Origin of the sequence: Clostridium sp. AF12-41 (assembly GCF_003461685.1) — a bacterium.
Taxonomy (GTDB): Bacteria; Bacillota; Clostridia; order Lachnospirales; family Lachnospiraceae; genus Otoolea; species Otoolea fessa.
In genome coordinates, this window is the sequence record NZ_QTXO01000006.1 from 37,623 (window position 1) to 57,045 (window position 19,423).

The 19,423-nt window shown below is 51.5% G+C and carries 17 protein-coding genes; all 17 read left to right on the forward strand.

What is annotated here, in order from left to right:
- Positions 1-369: 369 nt before the first annotated feature.
- The 17 genes from DWV73_RS10135 (at position 370) to DWV73_RS10215 (ending at position 19,336) form a co-directional block, all read left to right on the forward strand.
- A complete protein-coding gene (locus DWV73_RS10135; protein ID WP_117796607.1) occupies positions 370-1,737 on the forward strand; it encodes an ABC transporter substrate-binding protein in 1,368 nt (455 codons plus the stop codon).
- 213 nt (positions 1,738-1,950) lie between these two features.
- Entirely contained in the window at positions 1,951-2,841 is an 891-nt protein-coding gene (locus DWV73_RS10140; protein WP_022360022.1) for a sugar ABC transporter permease, read from the forward strand.
- Positions 2,831-3,655 (forward strand): carbohydrate ABC transporter permease, encoded by an 825-nt coding sequence (locus DWV73_RS10145; protein WP_117796608.1) that lies wholly within the window; start codon positions 2,831-2,833, stop codon positions 3,653-3,655. The genes DWV73_RS10140 and DWV73_RS10145 overlap by 11 nt, the downstream gene beginning before the upstream one ends.
- A 42-nt stretch (positions 3,656-3,697) precedes the next feature.
- Positions 3,698-4,846: an ABC transporter ATP-binding protein gene (locus tag DWV73_RS10150; RefSeq protein ID WP_117796609.1), complete on the forward strand. Its 1,149-nt coding sequence runs from the start codon at positions 3,698-3,700 to the stop codon at positions 4,844-4,846.
- Between the two features lie 78 nt (positions 4,847-4,924).
- Positions 4,925-5,728 (forward strand): sugar phosphate isomerase/epimerase, encoded by an 804-nt coding sequence (locus DWV73_RS10155; protein WP_227589700.1) that lies wholly within the window; start codon positions 4,925-4,927, stop codon positions 5,726-5,728.
- Positions 5,729-5,878: 150 nt separating this feature from the next.
- The gene (locus tag DWV73_RS10160; RefSeq protein WP_117796610.1) at positions 5,879-6,145 is read left to right on the forward strand and encodes a hypothetical protein; all 267 of its coding nucleotides are present in this window, start codon (positions 5,879-5,881) and stop codon (positions 6,143-6,145) included.
- Positions 6,146-6,190: 45 nt separating this feature from the next.
- Positions 6,191-7,285 (forward strand): hypothetical protein, encoded by a 1,095-nt coding sequence (locus DWV73_RS10165; protein ID WP_117796611.1) that lies wholly within the window; start codon positions 6,191-6,193, stop codon positions 7,283-7,285.
- A gap of 215 nt (positions 7,286-7,500) precedes the next feature.
- The gene (gene yyaC, locus DWV73_RS10170; RefSeq protein WP_117796679.1) at positions 7,501-8,100 is read left to right on the forward strand and encodes a spore protease YyaC; all 600 of its coding nucleotides are present in this window, start codon (positions 7,501-7,503) and stop codon (positions 8,098-8,100) included.
- Positions 8,101-8,291: 191 nt separating this feature from the next.
- A complete protein-coding gene (locus DWV73_RS10175; RefSeq protein WP_117796612.1) occupies positions 8,292-9,590 on the forward strand; it encodes a LysM peptidoglycan-binding domain-containing protein in 1,299 nt (432 codons plus the stop codon).
- A 72-nt stretch (positions 9,591-9,662) separates the two neighbouring features.
- Entirely contained in the window at positions 9,663-10,946 is a 1,284-nt protein-coding gene (locus DWV73_RS10180; protein ID WP_022360015.1) for a DUF5711 family protein, read from the forward strand.
- A 46-nt stretch (positions 10,947-10,992) separates the two neighbouring features.
- Positions 10,993-12,978, forward strand: coding sequence for a transketolase (gene tkt, locus DWV73_RS10185; protein ID WP_022360014.1), 1,986 nt, complete (start codon positions 10,993-10,995; stop codon positions 12,976-12,978).
- 229 nt (positions 12,979-13,207) lie between these two features.
- Positions 13,208-14,152 carry an ROK family glucokinase gene (locus DWV73_RS10190; protein WP_117796613.1) on the forward strand — a complete coding sequence of 315 codons (945 nt, stop codon included), beginning with the start codon at positions 13,208-13,210 and terminating at the stop codon, positions 14,150-14,152.
- 371 nt (positions 14,153-14,523) lie between these two features.
- Positions 14,524-16,188, forward strand: coding sequence for a putative manganese-dependent inorganic diphosphatase (locus tag DWV73_RS10195; RefSeq protein ID WP_117796680.1), 1,665 nt, complete (start codon positions 14,524-14,526; stop codon positions 16,186-16,188).
- A 94-nt stretch (positions 16,189-16,282) separates the two neighbouring features.
- Positions 16,283-16,558, forward strand: coding sequence for a type II toxin-antitoxin system HicB family antitoxin (locus DWV73_RS10200; RefSeq protein ID WP_107001743.1), 276 nt, complete (start codon positions 16,283-16,285; stop codon positions 16,556-16,558).
- Between the two features lie 12 nt (positions 16,559-16,570).
- Positions 16,571-17,326 (forward strand): flavin reductase family protein, encoded by a 756-nt coding sequence (locus tag DWV73_RS10205; protein WP_333549898.1) that lies wholly within the window; start codon positions 16,571-16,573, stop codon positions 17,324-17,326.
- Positions 17,323-17,859 carry a shikimate kinase gene (locus tag DWV73_RS10210; RefSeq protein WP_022360009.1) on the forward strand — a complete coding sequence of 179 codons (537 nt, stop codon included), beginning with the start codon at positions 17,323-17,325 and terminating at the stop codon, positions 17,857-17,859. Before DWV73_RS10205 ends, DWV73_RS10210 begins: the two co-directional genes overlap by 4 nt.
- Before the next feature lie 196 nt (positions 17,860-18,055).
- Positions 18,056-19,336 carry a DUF1576 domain-containing protein gene (locus DWV73_RS10215; protein WP_107001742.1) on the forward strand — a complete coding sequence of 427 codons (1,281 nt, stop codon included), beginning with the start codon at positions 18,056-18,058 and terminating at the stop codon, positions 19,334-19,336.
- Positions 19,337-19,423 lie beyond the last annotated feature (87 nt).

Here is a 19,423-nt window from a genome sequence, read left to right on the forward strand (position 1 = left end):
GGAAACTGCAGCCCGGATATAAACATAGAAAACGGAACATAGAATAAAAAACGCTTTTATCAGCAAAAACTGATAGAGGCGTTTTTTTGTGTAATAGGAAATTCCTTGGAATTCCCCATTACACAAAAAGGCACATTCTTTTATGCCGCAGAACCTCGAAAAAACAATTTTCAAAAATTATAGATAATTTTTACATAAATCACCTCCTGCATTTTACAAACCATCTTTAAGATAGAATCTGGACACAGCACAAGTGATTTGACAGAAGAGAAGCGCGGCAAAGGACTCCCGATCACGATTTTGACATAGATGGCTGGTTCCAAGGTAAGACAGACTGGGAGATGGGACACCGCAGCAGGAGGAGAACGAATGAAGGTAAGTATGAGACGTCTGATGGCGCTTGCGATGGCAGGCACGATGACATTGATGGCAGGATGCAGCCAGGCATCCAGCTCGGCGACAGGAAGCAGCGACACACAGAGCGCGTCCGGAGAGAGCGGGGCAGAGAAGGCGGCATCCGGCGATAAAACGGTGATTGAATACTGGCACTGTAACGCAGAAACCCAGGGAGGTCTGGTCGTAGACGATCTGGTAAAGAAATTTAATGAGGAAAATGATCACATCGAGGTAGTAGCGAAATACAACCCGGATATGTACAAAGGTCTGATGCAGAATCTGCAGGCGGAAGCGGCGACCGGAAATACACCGGCGCTTGTTCAGATTGGCTGGGCATTTCTGGATTATTTCTCCAATAACTTTGACTATGTGGCGCCGCAGGATGCGATTGATAAATTCGACAGCGAGGATGCAAATTTCTTAACCGACAATTTCCTTCCAAATGTCTTAGACCTGGCGGTCAACAGCAACGGCGAGCAGGTCGGAATCCCGTACTCCTTAAGCAGCCCGGTTCTCTACATCAATAAAGATCTCTTAAAAGAAGCGGGCCTTTCCGAAGATGGACCGGAGACCTGGCAGGAAGTACAGGAATTTGCCGAGGCAGTCAAAGAGAAGACAGGAAAATATGGTTTCTATATGCAGGAACCGGCAGACTTCTGGGCGCAGCAGGCATTGGTTGAGAGCGCGGGAGCGGATATGTTGACTGCGGATGCATCCGGCAAGAAAAAAGCAAGCTTTGCAACCGAGGACGGCATTGCGGCAATGCAGATGATGCAGGATATGGTAAAAGATGGTTCTGCCCTTCATGTTTCATGGGAAGAGGGCTGCCAGAGCTTTATCGACGGCAACTGCGCGATGCTCTACACCACCATTGCGAGACGCGCTTCCGTACAGAAGGGGGCACAGTTTGACGTAGCAACCGTGAAATCCCCGCTGTGGAACGACAAGGAGCGCAAGGTTCCGGCAGGCGGCTGTTTCTTAGCCATCACCGCGCAGAGCGACGAGCAGATTCAGGCGGCATGGGAGTTTGAAAAGTATCTTTACAGCGTAGAATCAATGGCAGCATGGACCGAGGGAACCGGTTATGTACCGCCGAGAAAAGATGTGGCAGAGGCAGAAAATGGATTGAAAGATTTTCTGGCTGAGAACACAATGATGAATGCAGCGATTGAGCAGATGGACGGCGTTGTATCATGGACCGCATTCCCGGGCGATGCAGGCCTTGAGGCAGAGCAGCTTCTTCTGGATATGAGAGACCAGATTCTGGGCGGTCAGGTATCTGCGAAAGATGGTATGACGAGCACACAGGATGCGATCAACCAGCTGCTGGATGCACAGTAGGGACAGGCAGCCTGACGCTTGGAACGGCTTTCGGGTGGCAGAAAAATCATTACAAAATTTAGGACAGAAATGAGAATGGGGTTGTTGCGGAATAGCAGAACGTGTTTTGGCAGAATGGACTGCGTGCAGATAAGACGCAGGAAGCGGCCGGAGCGCGAAAGAGCTGTTTGGCGGCAGCCCCTTCATAAAATGCATTGGAATGGAGGAAATAGTTTGAATCGGGAGGACAAAAAACAGGCAGCGCTTGGATATGTTTTTTTGCTGCCGTCGCTCGTCATGTTTGCGGTATTTATGTTTTATCCGCTTTTTTACACGCTGTATTTGAGTTTTTTTGAGTGGAACATGGTAAAGCCGGTCAAGAAGTTTGTGGGACTGGGGAATTATATTTCCGTTTTGAAGGATCCGAATACATGGAAAATCTTTGGCAATACATTCTGGTACATCGTGATTCTTCTGGTGTTTAACTTTGTGATGCCGTACATTTTATCATTCATTCTTTCGTGCGTCATCAAAAAGGGACAGAGTTTTTACAAGGCGGTCTTTTTCCTGCCGAGTGTGATTTCGCTGGTCGTCGGCTCGATTCTGTATACATGGATTCTGAATCCGATTTCGGGTCCGGTCGCGATTGTGGCAGGCTGGTTTGGGCTGAAACTGCCGTTTTGGTCGAAAACGGAGGGCTGGGTCATCGCGGTACTCTGTATTATCACGACCTGGAAGACGTTTGGCTACAATTTCATCAACATCCTAGCGGGCGTCTCCGGTGTCTCAATGGAGGTCATCGAGGCGGCGCGTCTGGAAAATGTGCCGATGTGGAAGATTTTTAAGGATATCGTCGTGCCGATGAGTTCTGCAACTGGAATCTATGTGTTTATTACGACGATCGTGCAGGGACTCCAGTATGTGTTCACGCCGATCAAGGTCGTCACACAGGGAGGACCGAACTATGCCAGTTCGAACCTGATTTATATGTCGTACCATGAGGCGTTTACACTCTATAAAACAGGAACTTCCTCGGCGGTATCGGTCATGACGATGGCACTCTTTATCATTCTTTTGGTGCTGGAATTCCGGTTTGTAGAAAAGGGGGTTTACTATGAAAACTAAAGACAGACAGATCGGCTGGCATCTGTTTCTGGTGGTGGTCGTTTTCCTCCTTCTGATGCCGATCGTATTTGCAATTTCCAACTCTTTCAAGACGATGCAGGAGGCGTTCAACACGGTTTTTCAGGTGATTCCGCTGCATCCGACGCTGGAAAATTATCGGCATGTATTTGACAAACTGCCGTTTGTGAAAATCACGCTGAATACGTTTCTGATCGCATCGACGGTCACGATTTTTAAGACAATCACGGGACTTCTGGCGGCGTATGCGTTCGTCTATTTCCGGTTTAAGGGAAAAGGATTTTTGTATTTTATTATGTTAAGTACGCTGTTCATCCCGTTTACGGTCACGATGATTCCAAATTATCTTCTGATCTCTAAAATCGGTCTGCGCGATCGTATCTGGGGCGTCGCACTGCCGCAGCTGGCGGATGTGCTGGGAATTTTCCTGCTGCGCCAGGCAATGCGTGGAATCCCGCTGGCACTCATTGAGGCGGCACGGATGGAAAATATCCGGCACATGAAAATCATGCGCGACATTGTGATTCCGCTGGTGCGTCCGTCCATCATTTCCACCGGCATCATTTTCTTTATCAATTCGTGGAATGAATATGTGTGGCCGGTGCTGATCTTAAAATCCAAGGAAAATTATACGCTGTCGCTGGCATTGCAGATGTACATCAGCGCCGAGGGCGGTACGGAATTTACGATGGCGATGGCGGTGTCGGTGCTCACGATGCTGATTCCGCTGGTACTGTATATCATTTTCCAGCGCTATATCATCAATACATTTGCGGCGTCTGGATTGAAGGGATAATGGGAGATTGCGCTGGACATAAGAAAGGGATAGATTAATTCAATGAAAAATATTGTATTTGAAAATGTTAAAAAAGCGTATGGCAAAAATGTGGTCGTGGAGGACCTCTGCATGGAGGTAAAGGAGGGCGAACGCCTGATTTTATTAGGTCCGTCCGGCTGTGGAAAATCGACGACACTTCGCATGATTGCGGGACTGGAAAATGTGACCGCCGGAAACCTGTGGATGCGCGACCAGGTGGTAAATGATGTGCCGTGCGGCGAGCGCGGTGTCTCGATGGTGTTTCAAAACTATGCGCTGTTTCCGCATATGAGCGTCAAGAATAATATCATATATGGTTTAAAAGCGCACAAGATGGATGAGAACGAGATCGATGCGCGCTTAAAAGAAGTCCTCAAAATGCTGGAACTGGAAGGGCTGGAGGATCGGAAGCCGAAGGAGCTTTCCGGCGGACAGCGCCAGAGAGTGGCATTGGCGAGAGCCGTGGTAAAGCGCGCCGACTATTTCCTTCTGGACGAGCCGCTGTCAAACCTGGATGCACAGCTTAGGATGCGTGCGAGAAAAGAACTGGTAAAAATCCATGAAATGTACCACCCGACGTTAGTCTACGTTACGCACGACCAGATCGAGGCGATGACGGTTGGCGATCGGATCGCGCTCATGTACCGGGGCAAGATGGAAATGCTCGATACCCCGTCACACGTGTACAATCGTCCGGCAAGCGTGTTCTGTGCGAAGTTTATCGGTTCGCCGTCCATGAATATCGTGGAGGCGGAATATCATAACGGGGCGCTTGTCATCGGGAAGCAGAAGGTAGAACTTCCGGGTATCTGGCAGCGGATCGCCGCGCAGTGCCCGTCGGGACTGCTGTACGCCGGTGTCCGCCCGGAACACGTGATGATGAGCCGCACCCCGCAGGAGCGGTCGATCGAGGGCATGGTCCGTTACGTGGAGGATTACGGAAACCGGTACGGTGTTTATATTCAGGTCGAGGGAGACAAGAACGAGCTGATTGCCATCCGCGAGGGCGAGATTCCACAGCCGGGTGAGAAGGTATACATCCATGTGGAGACGGAAAAGCTGCATCTGTTTGACCGCGGGACGGAGAAATCGCTCGGTTACCCGGAGATGGTGATCCGCGCACAGGAAAAGCTGGCGGTGCCGAAATTGGAAAAGGCGATCGCCCAGTAAGAATAGAGATAATAGAGCGAAAAAAGTGTTTTCAAAACAAGATTATGAACGTATATTTTGAAGAGGAGACATGCAATCATGAGAAAAATTCTTATCAGCACTAATATGTATAAAGGCAGCGAGTTCGGTCAGGTTCTTCCGTATCTCAAACGGTTTCCTGGACAGGTGGGAGTCGAGGTGTTTCCGATGTTTCATGAGGAATGCTTTGAGAAGAACCTGCGGGACGCCATGCCGCTCTTAAAGGAAGTCCCGGTCAGCTTCCATGGTCCATATTATCAGGCAGAGCATTCGGCAGCGGAGGGGACTGTAGAGTATGCGCGCACGATGGAGCTGCTTGAAAAGACGCTTTCGTATGCGAAAGAGCTTTCAAGCAAATATCTCGTTTATCATCACAACAACTGCCGCATCATACCGGGCGAGAAGGAAGACCGCGTCCGTGTTTCCTGTGAAAATTATTACACCGTGAAACAGCTGTGTGAGGAGGCGGGAACCCAGGTGGTCGTGGAGAATGCCGGAGTTCTGGAGCGCGGAAACCGTCTCTTCGATGAGCAGGAATTTATCGATCTGTGCCGCCGGGAACAGTATGCGGTGCTCATCGACATCGGGCACGCCTGGGCGAACGGCTGGTCGCTTAAGCGGGTCGTAAACGCGCTGGCGGACCAGATTGTGGCGTACCATCTCCACAACAACGACGGTGTCCACGACAGCCATCAGAGGATTCATGAGGGAACACTTGATTTTGACTGCTTTTTAAAATTGGCAAAGCAGGCGACGCCGGATGCCGAGTGGGTCATGGAGTATGCGATGGACGTTTCTGGAAATGTGCGGGGGATTGAGGAAGATCTGCAGTTTCTTTTGAAAATGGGAAGTGCTGCACGATGACACAGTGGCAGTGAATTTTGCCGAAAAGCCCCGCCTTGTCAACTCTTAAAAAAGCTGATATACTGGACATAAGATTGTGAGAAAAGATGTCCGGAGAGAACATCCGGACACGGTAAAAATGAAATTTGACAGCGGGAAAGGAACGGCAGGATGTTTCGTCTTTGGGGAAAAATGATGAAGGAAAACCGGATGCTTAGGGATATTGTGATCAGCAACGGTGATTATACAATGTCGAGAACGGCGATGGTGTTTGACGCGAACGACCAGATTTGCTATGCCTTTGATCTGGGGCATCCGGTCTGGCTGGATAAGACGATCGAGGAGTTCAAACGTCACGATAAGGCGCGTTTTACCCAGGACAACTTTATCGAGAGCATCGATTTCGATTATCTGGAGATACAGGTGCTGGAAGAATAAAGGGCAGGCAGCCGTTACAAAAAGACAAAGACCGGGAGGGGCGAGATGGCACAGGCGATAACGGATGTGAAAACATTTCTGGAAGACGCCAGACAGGCAGTGGTGGAGCTGGCGGAGTTTGAAAAACAGGAGGAGACGCTTGCTCAGGAAGAGAAAAAGCGTCTGCGCGTGCTGGAGACGGAGCGGAAAGCGGTGGCGGATGCCGTGAATTCGACCGTGAAAAAGCGCCGGGATGAGATTGAAAAAAGCTATGACGATGAGCTTGGGAAGCTGCAGGATAAGCTGAAACGCACGCGGACACGCCGCGAAAAGGCGAAAAACCAGGGCATCAAGGAGCGGATTAAGGAAGAAACGCAGGAGCTTCACGCGCACAACCGAGAGCTTGCCGTGCGGATGCGGACGCTGTTCCAGTCGGATCGTGTTCCATTTGTCTGCAAAAGCCCACTGTACTATGCGCTGTATTTTCCGAGGGGATTCAAAGAATTTCTGACGGTGTTGATTACCTTTGCGATCTGTTTCCTGTTGATCCCGTGCGGCATCTACAAGCTGCTTCCAGAACAGAAGACTTTATACCTGGCGATGATCTACGGCGTGGATGTGGTTGTTTTTGGCGGACTGTATATCCTGATTGGAAACTGGACGAAGGATCGCCATCTGGCGGCGCTGCAGGAAGGACGTTCGATCCGCAGTCTGATCGCGGCGAACAACCGCAAGATCGCGGTGATCACCTCCTCGATCCGTCGGGATCGCAGTGAAGCGCTCTACGATCTGGAAAAATACGACGATGAGATCTCCCAGATGGAGCAGGATCTGGAGGAGACGGCGAAGAAGAAAAAGGACGCATTAAACACCTTCGAAAATGTGACAAAAACCATCCTGACCGATGAGATCACCAGCAACAGCCGTGCAAAGCTCGAACAACTCAAAGAAGGCCATCAGGAGGTCGAGAGCCGCCTGCACTATACCGAGACGGTAATCAAGGAAAAGAGAATCTTTATCACAGATACCTACGAGTGCTACTTAGGCAAGGAATTTCTGAATCCAGAAAAGTTGGACGCGCTAAAACATATTCTGGATAACAGCACAGCCGTTAATTTAAGCGAGGTCATCGCAGAGTACCGCGAACGCGGCGGAAAGTAAACTGTGGAAATTATTTCATAAAAATAAATAATTAGATATAGGAACAACCAGAAAAAAGATGTGACACCGGGCGCTGTAAAGCTGCCTTCTGTCACATCTTTTTTCGTCCGTGTATATATCCTTCAATTTTCGCATAATTTCCTGCCACCCCGCCTATAATAAAGGTAAAACAACCCCTGTCCAACAGGCAGGGAGAAAACAGGACGGTGTGGGAGATGAACAGACGGGGACGCAGCCGGTTCGGTGGCAGTCCGGAGATATATTACTACAATTCAGCCCGCCGGGACGCGGTGGGAGAGCTGGCAGGGCAGTTAAGTGGGCTGATTCAGGAAGAAATGACCCGAAGGCATAAAAAGAAACTGGTTTTCCTCTGCATCGGCACGGATCGCTCGACCGGAGACAGTCTGGGACCGTTGATCGGATATAAACTCAAACAGGAACGGCGGCGCGGTACGCTGGTATTCGGAACACTTGATCGCCCCGTGCACGCGATGAACCTGGAACATTACGTGCAGGTTTTAAAAAATGGGTACCCGGATGCGTTGGTGGTGGCGGTCGATGCCTCGGTTGGCGATGAAAACCATATCGGCTATGTCACGCTGGGGCGTGGGGCTTTAAAGCCGGGGCTTGGCGTCTGCAAGGAGCTTCACGCGGTCGGAGATCTCTTTATCACCGGGATCGTGGCGGGCTGCAGCCATTACGATCCGATGATGCTGCAGAGTATCCGCCTGGCACTCGTTATGCAGCTGGCAGACTGCATCAGCGCGGGGATCGGGCTTGTCGAAAATTTTTGCCTGGATGCTGCCTCCGTTTGACAAATTTTGCATGCAATCGGCGTTATGATAGGCGGAAAGAAATTCATCATACTCCTGAAATTACGGAAAATCATGTTACTGTATTTGAGCAGGTATTTTCAGCACTGAAAATGCTGCACGGTGCAGCAATCAAATCATGGAAGCAAGTACAGACCCGGTTTCAGGAGAATCTATCATAGCGGGGTGAACATATGGGAGAATATTCTGGTTCCCGCGCAGAACTGCCGAAAAATATCCGGCAGATCGGCGAGCGGGATGAGGTGGTCCGGTTGTATGTGGAGGATTATGTAAACACGTATTTGAAACAGGTATATCCATCCGGCGGACCGGGACTCCGGGTCGGGCTGCTGCTCGGAAATTCGGATCCACAGCAGGAGGTTCCGTGCCTCTTTGTGGACGGGGCGCTGGAGATGGAGGAGGTTGTGCCGTCCGGGGAGAAGATTGTCTTTTCGGAGGCGGCATGGAAAAAGGCATACCAGCGGATGGAGGAGACATTTCCGAAAAAGACCGTGCAGGGGTGGTTTATCTGCGGCGCGCCGGGGTGTATGTTAAGTCCCCTGACCTACTGGCGGCTGCACAAGCAGTATTTCGGTGGGAAAAACCAGCTCATGTACATAAACAGCGGTGTGGACGGTGAGGCGGCATACTATGTGATGTCGGAGGACGGGTTTTACCGTTTGAAAGGATATCATATATACTACGAGAAAAACCAGATGATGCAGGACTATATGATTCTGCGGAAGGACGCCCGCCGGGTGGAGACAGGCACCGGCGATCGGGTGATCCGCGATTTCCGTAACCGGATGGAAGAGCGGCAGCAGGAGGCGGCGTCGCGTTACGGGACGATCCGGGCGCTGGGGACGCTGTGCGGCGTGCTTTCGGTCGCGGTGCTTGCCGGCGGCGTGGTGCTTTTCGGCAATTACCAGAAAATGCGCGAGATGGAGAGTGTGCTGGTATCCGTCCTCCCGGATGGTGTGCGGGGCACTGCGGACGGGAAAGAGGCGGTCACGGTGGAACAGCTCCGCGGTAGTGTGACGCCGCTTGAGAGCAGCGATGTGGATGCAGACGGAACAACAGCGGAAAACGGAGGACAGGCGCATAAATGGACACTTGAGAGCGCGGCGGATGGAGATACAGAGGGCACTGCCATAGCAGGCAGACAGAATGGACAGGCTTCCGGCGGGCAGAGCGAAGAGGACGGAAAAATGGCGGAGACGAAAGCCCCGTACATTTTGCCGGAGCCGGAGGCACAGCGCGACCTGCCGAATCCGGGCGGCAATTCGACGGCGGGACAGGACTATCCGGTCACAAACTTGAAGCCCGGCGGCACGTACACGGTCGGGGACGGGGAGACACTCTATGGGATCTGTTTTAAGCTTTATGGTAATATCCGTCATCTGGACGATATCCTTGCGGTCAACCATCTGACCGATGAAAACCGCATTATCGCAGGGCAGACGCTGGTGCTGCCGGATGTGTCCGGAGAATAGCAAAAAGATAATGCCAAACCATCTAAAATAGTGTATAATCAAGATGGCAGTCCAGCTACAGGAGATAAAAAAATGAGTGAGATGAACCCGATTGAACGGGAACAGAAGAAAAAGCAGCTGAGAGGGCGTGTGATCGACACCGCCACGCAGGACATGTTTCCCCGCCGGGGCATAAGCCACGGGGAAAATGAGGAAGAGGTGGCGGAGAAAGCCGAGCGCCATTCCAGACGGAAACGTCTCCGCAGGGTGCTGACGGCGGTGTTAATCGCGGCGCTTTTGGCGGCTGGTTTTATGTATTATAAAGATAACCATGCCTACACGGACTATACGGTAGCGTGGGAAAAAGAGATTGCGGCGAGTGAGAGCAGCACGACGGAATTTGTTCCATTTGGGGAAAATGTCCTGAAATATACGAAGGACGGAGCTTCCTATCTGGACAAGTCCGGCAAGGCGGTCTGGTCGATGAGTTATGAGCTGAAATCACCGATCTGCTATGTCAACGGCGATTATGCCGTGATCGGGGACCAGCAGGGCAATGATATTTATATTGTGGACAAGACCGGAAGCCAGGGACAGGCGACGACGCTTCTGCCGATCCTGCGCGTCAGCGTATCGGCATACGGCATCGTGGCGGCGCTGGTGGAGGACAGCAATGCTTCGTATGTGACCTTTTTCAAGAAAGACGGCAGCGAGCTTGACTGGGCGATCAAGACGGTTATGTCGGGAAATGGTTACCTGATGGATGTTTCCTTATCGCCGGATGGTACGCAGGTCATGCTTTCCGACCTGTATCTGCAGGACGGGGCACTCAAAAACCGGATTGTATTTTACAATTTCTCCGAATATGGAAAGAATTATCCAGACCGTCTGGTCGGAGGTTTTGATGAGCTGGGAGACAGCATCTGTCCGCGCGTCCGGTTCCTCGACGAGGATCACGCGTGTGCATTTGCGGATGATCAGGTGGCATTTTTCTCTTTGGAAAATGTAACAAGCCCGGCGCTGGTGCGCCAGGCGGAGATCGACGGGGAAGTCCGCGGCGTGGCATGGTCGAAGGACTATGTGGCGGTCATCTCGGACAACACCGAGGGCGGAAGTGAGAGCCGTTTGAGCATGTTTAAATCCGATGGAACCGCTATGGGTACGGCAGATTTCTCGTATTCGTGGCGTAACATAAATATACAGGGCGATTTCGTCATCCTAAATAACGAAAATTCCTGTCGGGTCTACAGTCTGTCCGGCAAGGAGCGGTTTGCCGGGGAGTTTGATTTCTCTGTGGCGCAGGTAACACGCGGCCGCGCGTTCAATTCACTGATTATCAGCGGCGGCGACCGGATGCGCGAGATCCGCCTCAAATAACACACGTTTAGTTTTTAAAATTAAGATACATAGCAGGAGGTTACTTATGAATCAGATTGACACATTATCCGTAAACGCGATCCGGATTTTATCCGCAGACGCAATCCAGAAGGCAAATTCCGGTCATCCGGGACTTCCGCTGGGATGTGCAGCAGCGGCTTATGAACTGTGGGCACATCATATGAACCATAACCCAGCTAACCCGAAGTGGGAGAACAGAGACCGTTTCATCTTATCCGGCGGTCATGGTTCCATGCTGCTGTACTCTCTGCTGCACCTGTTTGGCTACGGAAATCTTTCCAAAGAAGATCTGATGAACTTCCGCCAGTTAGATTCCAAGACTCCGGGACATCCGGAATATGGTCATACCGTTGGCGTTGAGGCGACGACCGGTCCGCTGGGCGCAGGTATGGGTATGGCAGTCGGCATGGCGATGGCTGAGGCACATCTGGAAAGCGTATTCAACAAAGAAAATTATCCGGTAGTTGACCATTACACCTATGTATTGGGCGGCGACGGATGTATGATGGAAGGCATTTCCTCTGAGGCATTCTCTCTGGCAGGTACCCTGGGACTTTCCAAGCTGATTGTTCTCTATGATTCCAACCGCATCTCCATCGAGGGAAGCACCGACATCGCATTCCGTGAGAATGTACAGGAGCGTATGCAGGCATTTGGTTTCCAGACGATCACGGTAGAAGACGGCAATGATATCGACGCGATCGGCAAGGCGATCGAGGCTGCAAAGGCAGATACCGAGCATCCGTCCTTTATCACCATCAAGACGCAGATCGGCTTCGGCTGCCCGGCAAAACAGGGCAAGGCGAGCGCACACGGCGAGCCGCTGGGCGTGGAGAATGTGGAAGCACTCAGAAAGAACTTAAACTGGCCGAGCGAAGAGCCGTTCTTCGTACCGGAAGAGGTATACAAAAACTACTCCGAGATCGCAGAGCAGAAGGCAGAGGTAGAAGCTGCATGGAACGTGATGTTTGCCGCTTACTGCGAGGAATATCCGGAGATGGAAGCGCTCTGGAACCAGTATCACAATGCAAAGGCGGGCGAGGCGCTGAAAGATGACGCCGGATTCTGGGCAAAACAGGAGAAACCGGAAGCAAGCCGTGCGATCTCCGGACGCCTGATCAACTACATCAAGGATGTTCTGCCGAACCTGTTTGGCGGTTCTGCTGACCTAGCACCGTCCAACAAGACTAACATGAAGGATGCGGGCGACTTCTCCAAGGAGGACAGAGCTGGACGTAACCTGCACTTCGGTGTCCGCGAGCTTGCGATGGCAGCGATCGGAAATGGCATCATGCTGCACGGCGGTCTGCGTGCGTATGTATCGACCTTCTTTGTATTCAGTGATTACTGCAAACCGATGGCAAGACTGTCTGCACTGATGGGCGTGCCGCTGACCTATGTATTTACGCATGACAGTATCGGCGTTGGTGAGGATGGACCGACCCATGAGCCGATCGAGCAGATGGCAGCGCTGCGTGCGATGCCGAACTTCCATGTATTCCGCCCGTGCGATGCGACCGAGACAGAGGCAGCTTGGTACAGTGCTGTTACTTCCGAGCACACACCGACCGCACTGGTGCTGACCAGACAGAATCTGGAGCCGATGGCAGGCAGCAGCCGTGAGGCATTAAAGGGCGGCTACATCATCGACGACTGCGAGGGCACACCGGAGTTAATTCTGATTGCCAGCGGTTCCGAGGTAGCTCTGGCGGTTCATGCAAAAGAGACTCTGGCAGCAGAAGGTCAGAAAGTCCGCGTTGTCTCCATGCCGTGTATGGATCTGTTCGAGGAGCAGAGCGAGGAGTACAAGGAGTCCGTACTTCCGAGAGAAGTACGCCGCCGTGTAGCAGTAGAGGCGCTTGGAAGCTTCGGCTGGGACAAGTACACCGGCTTAGACGGCAAGATCATCGCGATGGAAAGTTTCGGTGCCAGCGCACCGGCAGGGCTTCTGTTCAAGAAGTTCGGCTTTACCGTTGAGCATGTGGTAGAGGTGGCTAAGAGCCTGAAATAATGCTGATTTTGGTAAAAAAATAAGATAAAAGACAGGCACCTGTCTGTCGGCAGAAAAGAATGCGGTACCGCTTAAGCAGAAATGCGCCTTTCTCCGGCAGGCAGGTGTATTTTGCTTTCCAAACCTTGCAAAACGGGGATGCATTGCGTATAATAAGAGCCAGCGCAGAAAAAAGATGAGGGCATAGAAGAAAGGCTGCCAGTGCAGCCGTAAGGGAAGGGATCCAGACATGGAAAAAAAATGTATTGGGATAGACGTCGGCGGAACGACGGTTAAGATTGGTATTTTTGAGACGGACGGAACGCTTGTTTATAAGTGGGAGGTTCCGAGCCGCAAGGAAGAGAATGGGGCGTACATTCTTCCGGATGTAGCCGCTTCGATCAGGAAGAAATTGAACGAGCGGGGAATTCCGATGGATGCCGTGATCGGCGCAGGCATGGGATTTCCGGGACCGGTGCAGCCGGACGGCTATGTGGAGGTCTGCGTCAACTTAGGATGGCGCGATCTGAACCCGCAGAAGATTTTGAGTGAGTTATTAGATGGAATGCCGGTCCGCTCCGGTAATGATGCTAATGTGGCGGCGCTCGGCGAGATGTGGCAGGGCGGCGGCAAGGGCTGCCATGATATCGTGATGGTGACGCTGGGAACCGGTGTCGGCGGCGGCGTGGTACACGATCAGAAGATCGTTGCAGGACGCCACGGACTGGGCGGCGAGATCGGTCATATCCATATCCGCGAGGGCGAGAAAGAAACCTGCAACTGCGGCGGACACGGCTGTCTGGAACAGGTAGCGTCCGCGACCGGTATCGCCAGGGAGGCGAGACGGAAGATGGCGGCAAAGCCGGATGCATCGGTGATGCGTGCCTACGGTGATGCGATCACCGCAAAAAATGTGCTGGATGCGGCAAAAGCCGGGGATGCACTGGCGCTGGAGGTTATGGACACCGTGTGCTATTATCTCGGATGGGCGCTGGCGACCATTTCGATGACCGTGGATCCGGAGATTTTCGTCATCGGAGGCGGCGTATCCAAGGCGGGGACTTTTTTAACGGATTGGATTGACCGCTATTACCGCGAATTGACCCCGATCTCTGAGAATAAGGGCGAGGTTCGCTTGGCAACATTGGGAAATGACGCAGGTATCTATGGGGCGGCGAGACTGATCTTAGATTAGGCGCCTTGTTTTGAGTGACAGAGTGCAGGGTAAATGGTCTGGACGTTTGAAGGAAATAGGGATAGAAAAACGTTCAGATATGCCGAAAAATGCTGTAGACAAGAGGAGACCCCGGAGCGGTCAAGCATCCGGGGCAATTATGAAAAATCTATGTGCAAAATCACTATAAAACAAATTTGAAAAGTGAAATCTTTTATGCTTTTAGTATAAAAATAAGATATGAATAAAATATGAACACCGTGTAAACAGATTATGAAAATTGGCGATTTTGTACAAAAAAGTTTCATGAATCAGAGGTTTCTCTATCAAAACAGAGGATAGAAAGAAAAATGGCAGAATTTGCAGCGCACGGTGCGAATCAGGAGGAAAAAATGGCAGCAGAAAAAGCAAAGAAAACGATTGTAATTGGACATAAAAACCCGGATACGGATTCGATTTGTTCTGCAATCGGCTATGCGAATTTCAAAACACTTCAGACGGGCGGCGAATATGTACCGTGCCGTGCCGGAGAACTGAACCCGGAGACAACCTTCGTACTGGATTACTTTAAGGTAGCTGTGCCGAAACTGATTAAATCCGTCAAAACGCAGGTCAAGGATATTGAGATCCGCGAGACTCCAGGTGTTTCCAAGAATATTTCCCTGAGAAAAGCATGGAACCTGATGCAGGAGGATGGTCTGGTAACACTTCCGGCTGTTACCGATAAGAATATACTGGAAGGTCTGATCACAGTCGGCGATATTACCCGTTCTTATATGAATGTATACGACAGCAGCATTCTTTCCAAGGCATGCACCCAGTATGCAAATATCATCGAGACCCTGGAGGGCGCGATTTTTGTTGGCGATGAGAAAGCGTACTTTGATAAAGGAAAAGTCCTGATTGCGGCAGCTAATCCGGATATGATGGAATATTATATTGAAGAGAACGACCTGGTTATCCTCGGCAACCGCTATGAGTCGCAGCTGTGCGCGATCGAGATGGGTGCAAGCTGTATCATCGTGTGTGAGGGCGCTGGCGTTTCCATGACGATCAAAAAACTGGCACAGGAGCGCGGCTGTACCGTCATCACAACTCCGTATGATACCTACACGGCAGCCCGTCTCATTAACCAGAGTATGCCGATCAGCTATTTCATGAAGACTGAGAAGCTGATCACCTTCGATACAGATGATTTCATCGATGATATTAAGGATGTGATGGCAAGCAAGCGTTTCCGTCATTTCCCGGTACTCGATAAAGAAGGCAAATACAAAGGCCTGATTTCCCGCCGTAACTTACTGGGTGCGCGCGGCAAGAACGTGATTCTGGTCGATCACAATGAGCGCGGCCAGGCGGTAGACGGCATCGAGAATGCCAATATCCTGGAGCTGATTGACCACCATCGTCTGGGTACCGTGGAGACAGTCGGACCGGTCTTCTTCCGTAACCAGCCGCTCGGCTGTACGGCAACGATCATCTTCCAGATGTACCGCGAACAGGGGCTGGAGATCGACAAGACCATCGCAGGTCTGCTCTGCAGTGCGATCATCTCCGATACGCTTCTGTTCCGTTCTCCAACCTGCACACCGATGGATCGGGCGGCAGCGGTTTCTCTGGCTGAGATGGCAGGCATCAAGCTGGATGAGTTCGCAAACCAGATGTTTGAGGCAGGCAGCGAGTTAAAGGGCAAGAGCGATGCAGAGATTCTGTATCTGGATTTCAAGAAATTCTCAGCTGGAAAGACAAACTTCGGCGTCGGTCAGATCAACTCCCTGAATGCAGAGGAGCTTGGAAAGCTGAAGAACCGTATGCTGCCGTTTATGGAGAAGGCGCGTGAGGACGAAGGTCTGGATATGATCTTCTTCATGCTGACGAATATCCTGACGGAGACGACCGAACTTCTCTGTGTTGGACAGGGGGCGGCACAGGTTGTGGCAGATGCGTTCCACGTAGGTGATGCAAATGAAGAGCTGAAGCAGACGGCAACACTGCCGGGCGTTGTTTCCAGAAAGAAACAGCTGATTCCGGCACTGACAGTGACACTGGAGCAGTAAATCAGGTGACAGTGCGCGGACGGGATTGTTTCATACGGAAAATCCAGTGATAGTTCGTGCAGGGCAGGAAGGTCGGACGGAAAGGAAGGATACCATGACATTTGTATATCCGGCGGTTTTTACGCCTAAGAAAGATGGAAAAGGGTATGATGCATATTTCCCGGATTTGGAGTGCTGCGAGGCGGAAGGTCCGGATCTGGAGGATGCGGTGGAAAATGCGCGGGAGGCAGCGTACAACTGGATCAGCCTGGAGCTGGAGGAAGAGGGCGATCTGCCGGCACAGACGCATATCGATGATATGAGCCTGCCGGAAGGAAGCATGGTGAAACAGATCATGGTCCGGATCAAACTTCTCCCGGACAACGATTAAGAGGATATAGGGATGGCACAGAAGAGAGCGGCTGGAAAGCCAGAAGAGCGTCGCCGGGAGGCAGCAGCTTCCAGACGGACAAAACCGGTGAAGCCGGCGGATTTCAAAAAAGGGGAAACATCGGCAAAACGGATGAATCAGGAAAATGTGGCAGACCGTGCATCCCGCCTGCAGACCCGTATCACTCCGGGACCGCGCGCCCAGTGGAAGCCGGGCAATATGATTTATCCGGTTCCGGCGGTGCTGGTCACAGTGGCGGACTGCGAAGGAAACAGCAACATCATCACGATTGCCTGGACGGGCACGATCTGTACGAACCCGCCGATGGCGTACATTTCGGTGCGCCCGGAGCGCTATTCTTACCATATGCTGCGGGAGAGCGGTGAGTTTGTCATCAACCTGGCGACGGAGTCGATGGCGTATGCGACCGATTACTGCGGCGTCCGCTCCGGCAGGAATGTGGATAAATGGAAGGAGACAGGGCTCACACCGGTTCTGGCGCAGACGGTGAAAGCACCGGTGATCGCCGAAAGCCCGGTCGCGATCGAGTGCCGGGTGACCGAAGTCAAGGAACTGGGGTCACATCATATGTTTCTGGCAGAGGTAACGGGTGTCAGCGTGGACGAGCAGTGGCTCAACGAGCGCGGCAGCCTGGAGCTTGCAAAGGCGGAACCGATTGTGTATTCGCATGGCGGCTATTATGGGCTTTCAGAGCTTCTTGGAACATTTGGATGGAGTGTAAAGAAAAAGAAGAGGTGCCAAAGATGAAAAATAATGTAACCTTGATTGGTATGCCGTCCGCAGGAAAGAGCACGGTCGGAGTGCTTTTAGCAAAGAGACTGGGCTATTCCTTTATAGATGTGGATCTGCTGATTCAGGAACAGGAAGGTAAGCGTCTGCGCGAGATCATCGAAGAACAGGGACTGGACGGATTTCTCGATGTGGAGAACCGCGTCAACGCGGGGGTGGAAGCCGAGCAGGCGGTCATCGCACCGGGTGGCAGCGTGATCTACGGAAAGGAAGCGATGGAACATTTAAAATCCATCGGACTGGTTGTCTATCTGAAAATTACCTATGACGAGCTGGTAAAACGCGTCGGCGATGTCAAGGACCGCGGCGTGGCGCTGAAAGACGGCATGACACTTCTGGATCTCTACCATGAGAGGATCTCGTATTTTGAGAAATACGCGGACATCACGATCGACGAGGAAGGTAAAGAGCTGGGGGCGGTGGTTGATGAGCTGCGCGAAATATTGGAAGAGCGCGGTTATGTGTTGGGAAGTGCGCCGGAGGAAGAGTAACAATTTCACATGAGAATGGGGGCAGCCGGTTCTGTCGGACGGGTTTCATAACGGGTTACAGTGAGAAAAAAATCAGTTGCAAAACAGTTGAAAATCCAATACAATAGAATAGTAACCATTTTTATAGAATGTTAACAGTCGGGGGTGCAAAGATGCGGAATCTTTTTTGCATCCCTTTTTTGAAAGGTGTGCGTATATGACTACAGTGAAATCTCTGTCCAGAGAGATGAAATTCTTTCTTCTGGCACTGATTCCGATCTATTTCATTTCAGTGGGGCTGATTATACAGCCGTTTGACTCCATTGTGACTGGTATCTATGAAATCATAAGGGAACCGGATTTCCTGATCACCGATTATATTGCGGTCGGCGGCATGGGAGCCGCGTTTGTCAATGCCGGGATGATGGCGCTTATCAGCATCTACTTTGTCTATAGTCTTGGGATGGAGATGGACGGGCATACGATCACATCCTGCTGTCTGATGTTTGGATTCTCTTTGTTCGGAAAAAATCTGATGAATATCTGGGCGATTTTTCTGGGTGTATTTCTCTATGCAAAATATCATAAAATGCACTTATCCAACTATATTTATGTCGGCATCTACGGAACGAGCCTGTCTCCGATCATCACACAGCTGATGCACGTGGTGGAGCTGCCGCTCTGGCAGCGCTTCTGTGTGACGATTCTGGTGGGAATCTGTATCGGATTCGTGCTTCCACCGCTCGCGACGCATTCCCACTATGCCCATAAGGGATATTCCCTTTATAATGTGGGATTTGCCTCTGGTATCATTGCGACGGTCCTGGTCTCCACGTTTAAGTCCTTTGGAATTGAGACGGAGGCGCGTCTTATCTGGTCCTCCGGCAATGATGCGATGCTTTTAGGGCTGCTATTTGTCCTGTTTGCAGGCATGTCGGTGGTGGCAGTGCTGTGGCGCGGAAAAGATACGCTTTTAGGCTATGAAAAACTCCTTGCGACAACGGGAATCGGCGGTACCGATTACCTGCTGGAATTGGGCGGTGCGGTGACGCTTCTCAACATGGGACTCAATGGTCTGTTTGCGACCTTCTTTGTGCTGGCAGTCGGCGGAAACCTAAATGGACCGACGATCGGCGGAATCTTTACCATCGTTGGATTCAGTGCGACTGGAAAACATTTGCGGAATATTTTCCCGATCATGGCGGGCGTCTGCATTGCGAGTACCGTCCGGGCGTGGGATATCACGAATCCGTCGGCACTTCTGGCGCTGCTCTTTTCCACGACGCTGGCGCCGATCGCCGGAGAGTTTGGAATTTTATGCGGCGTGTTAGCCGGTTTTCTGCACGCGTCGGTGGCGCTCAATGTCGGGATCGTGTATGGGGGCATGAACCTCTATAACAATGGATTTGCGGGCGGTATCGTCGCAATGTTCCTGGTGCCGGTGATCCAGTCGATCCGCGACCGGAGGGCGCGGGCGAAGGGAGATCTGTCGCTGTAAGATTTCCTCTTTTTAATGGAATCTTAACACGAAAGAGGCATAGAGATATTGTATCATTATAAAAACACCACATTTATGATACCTACT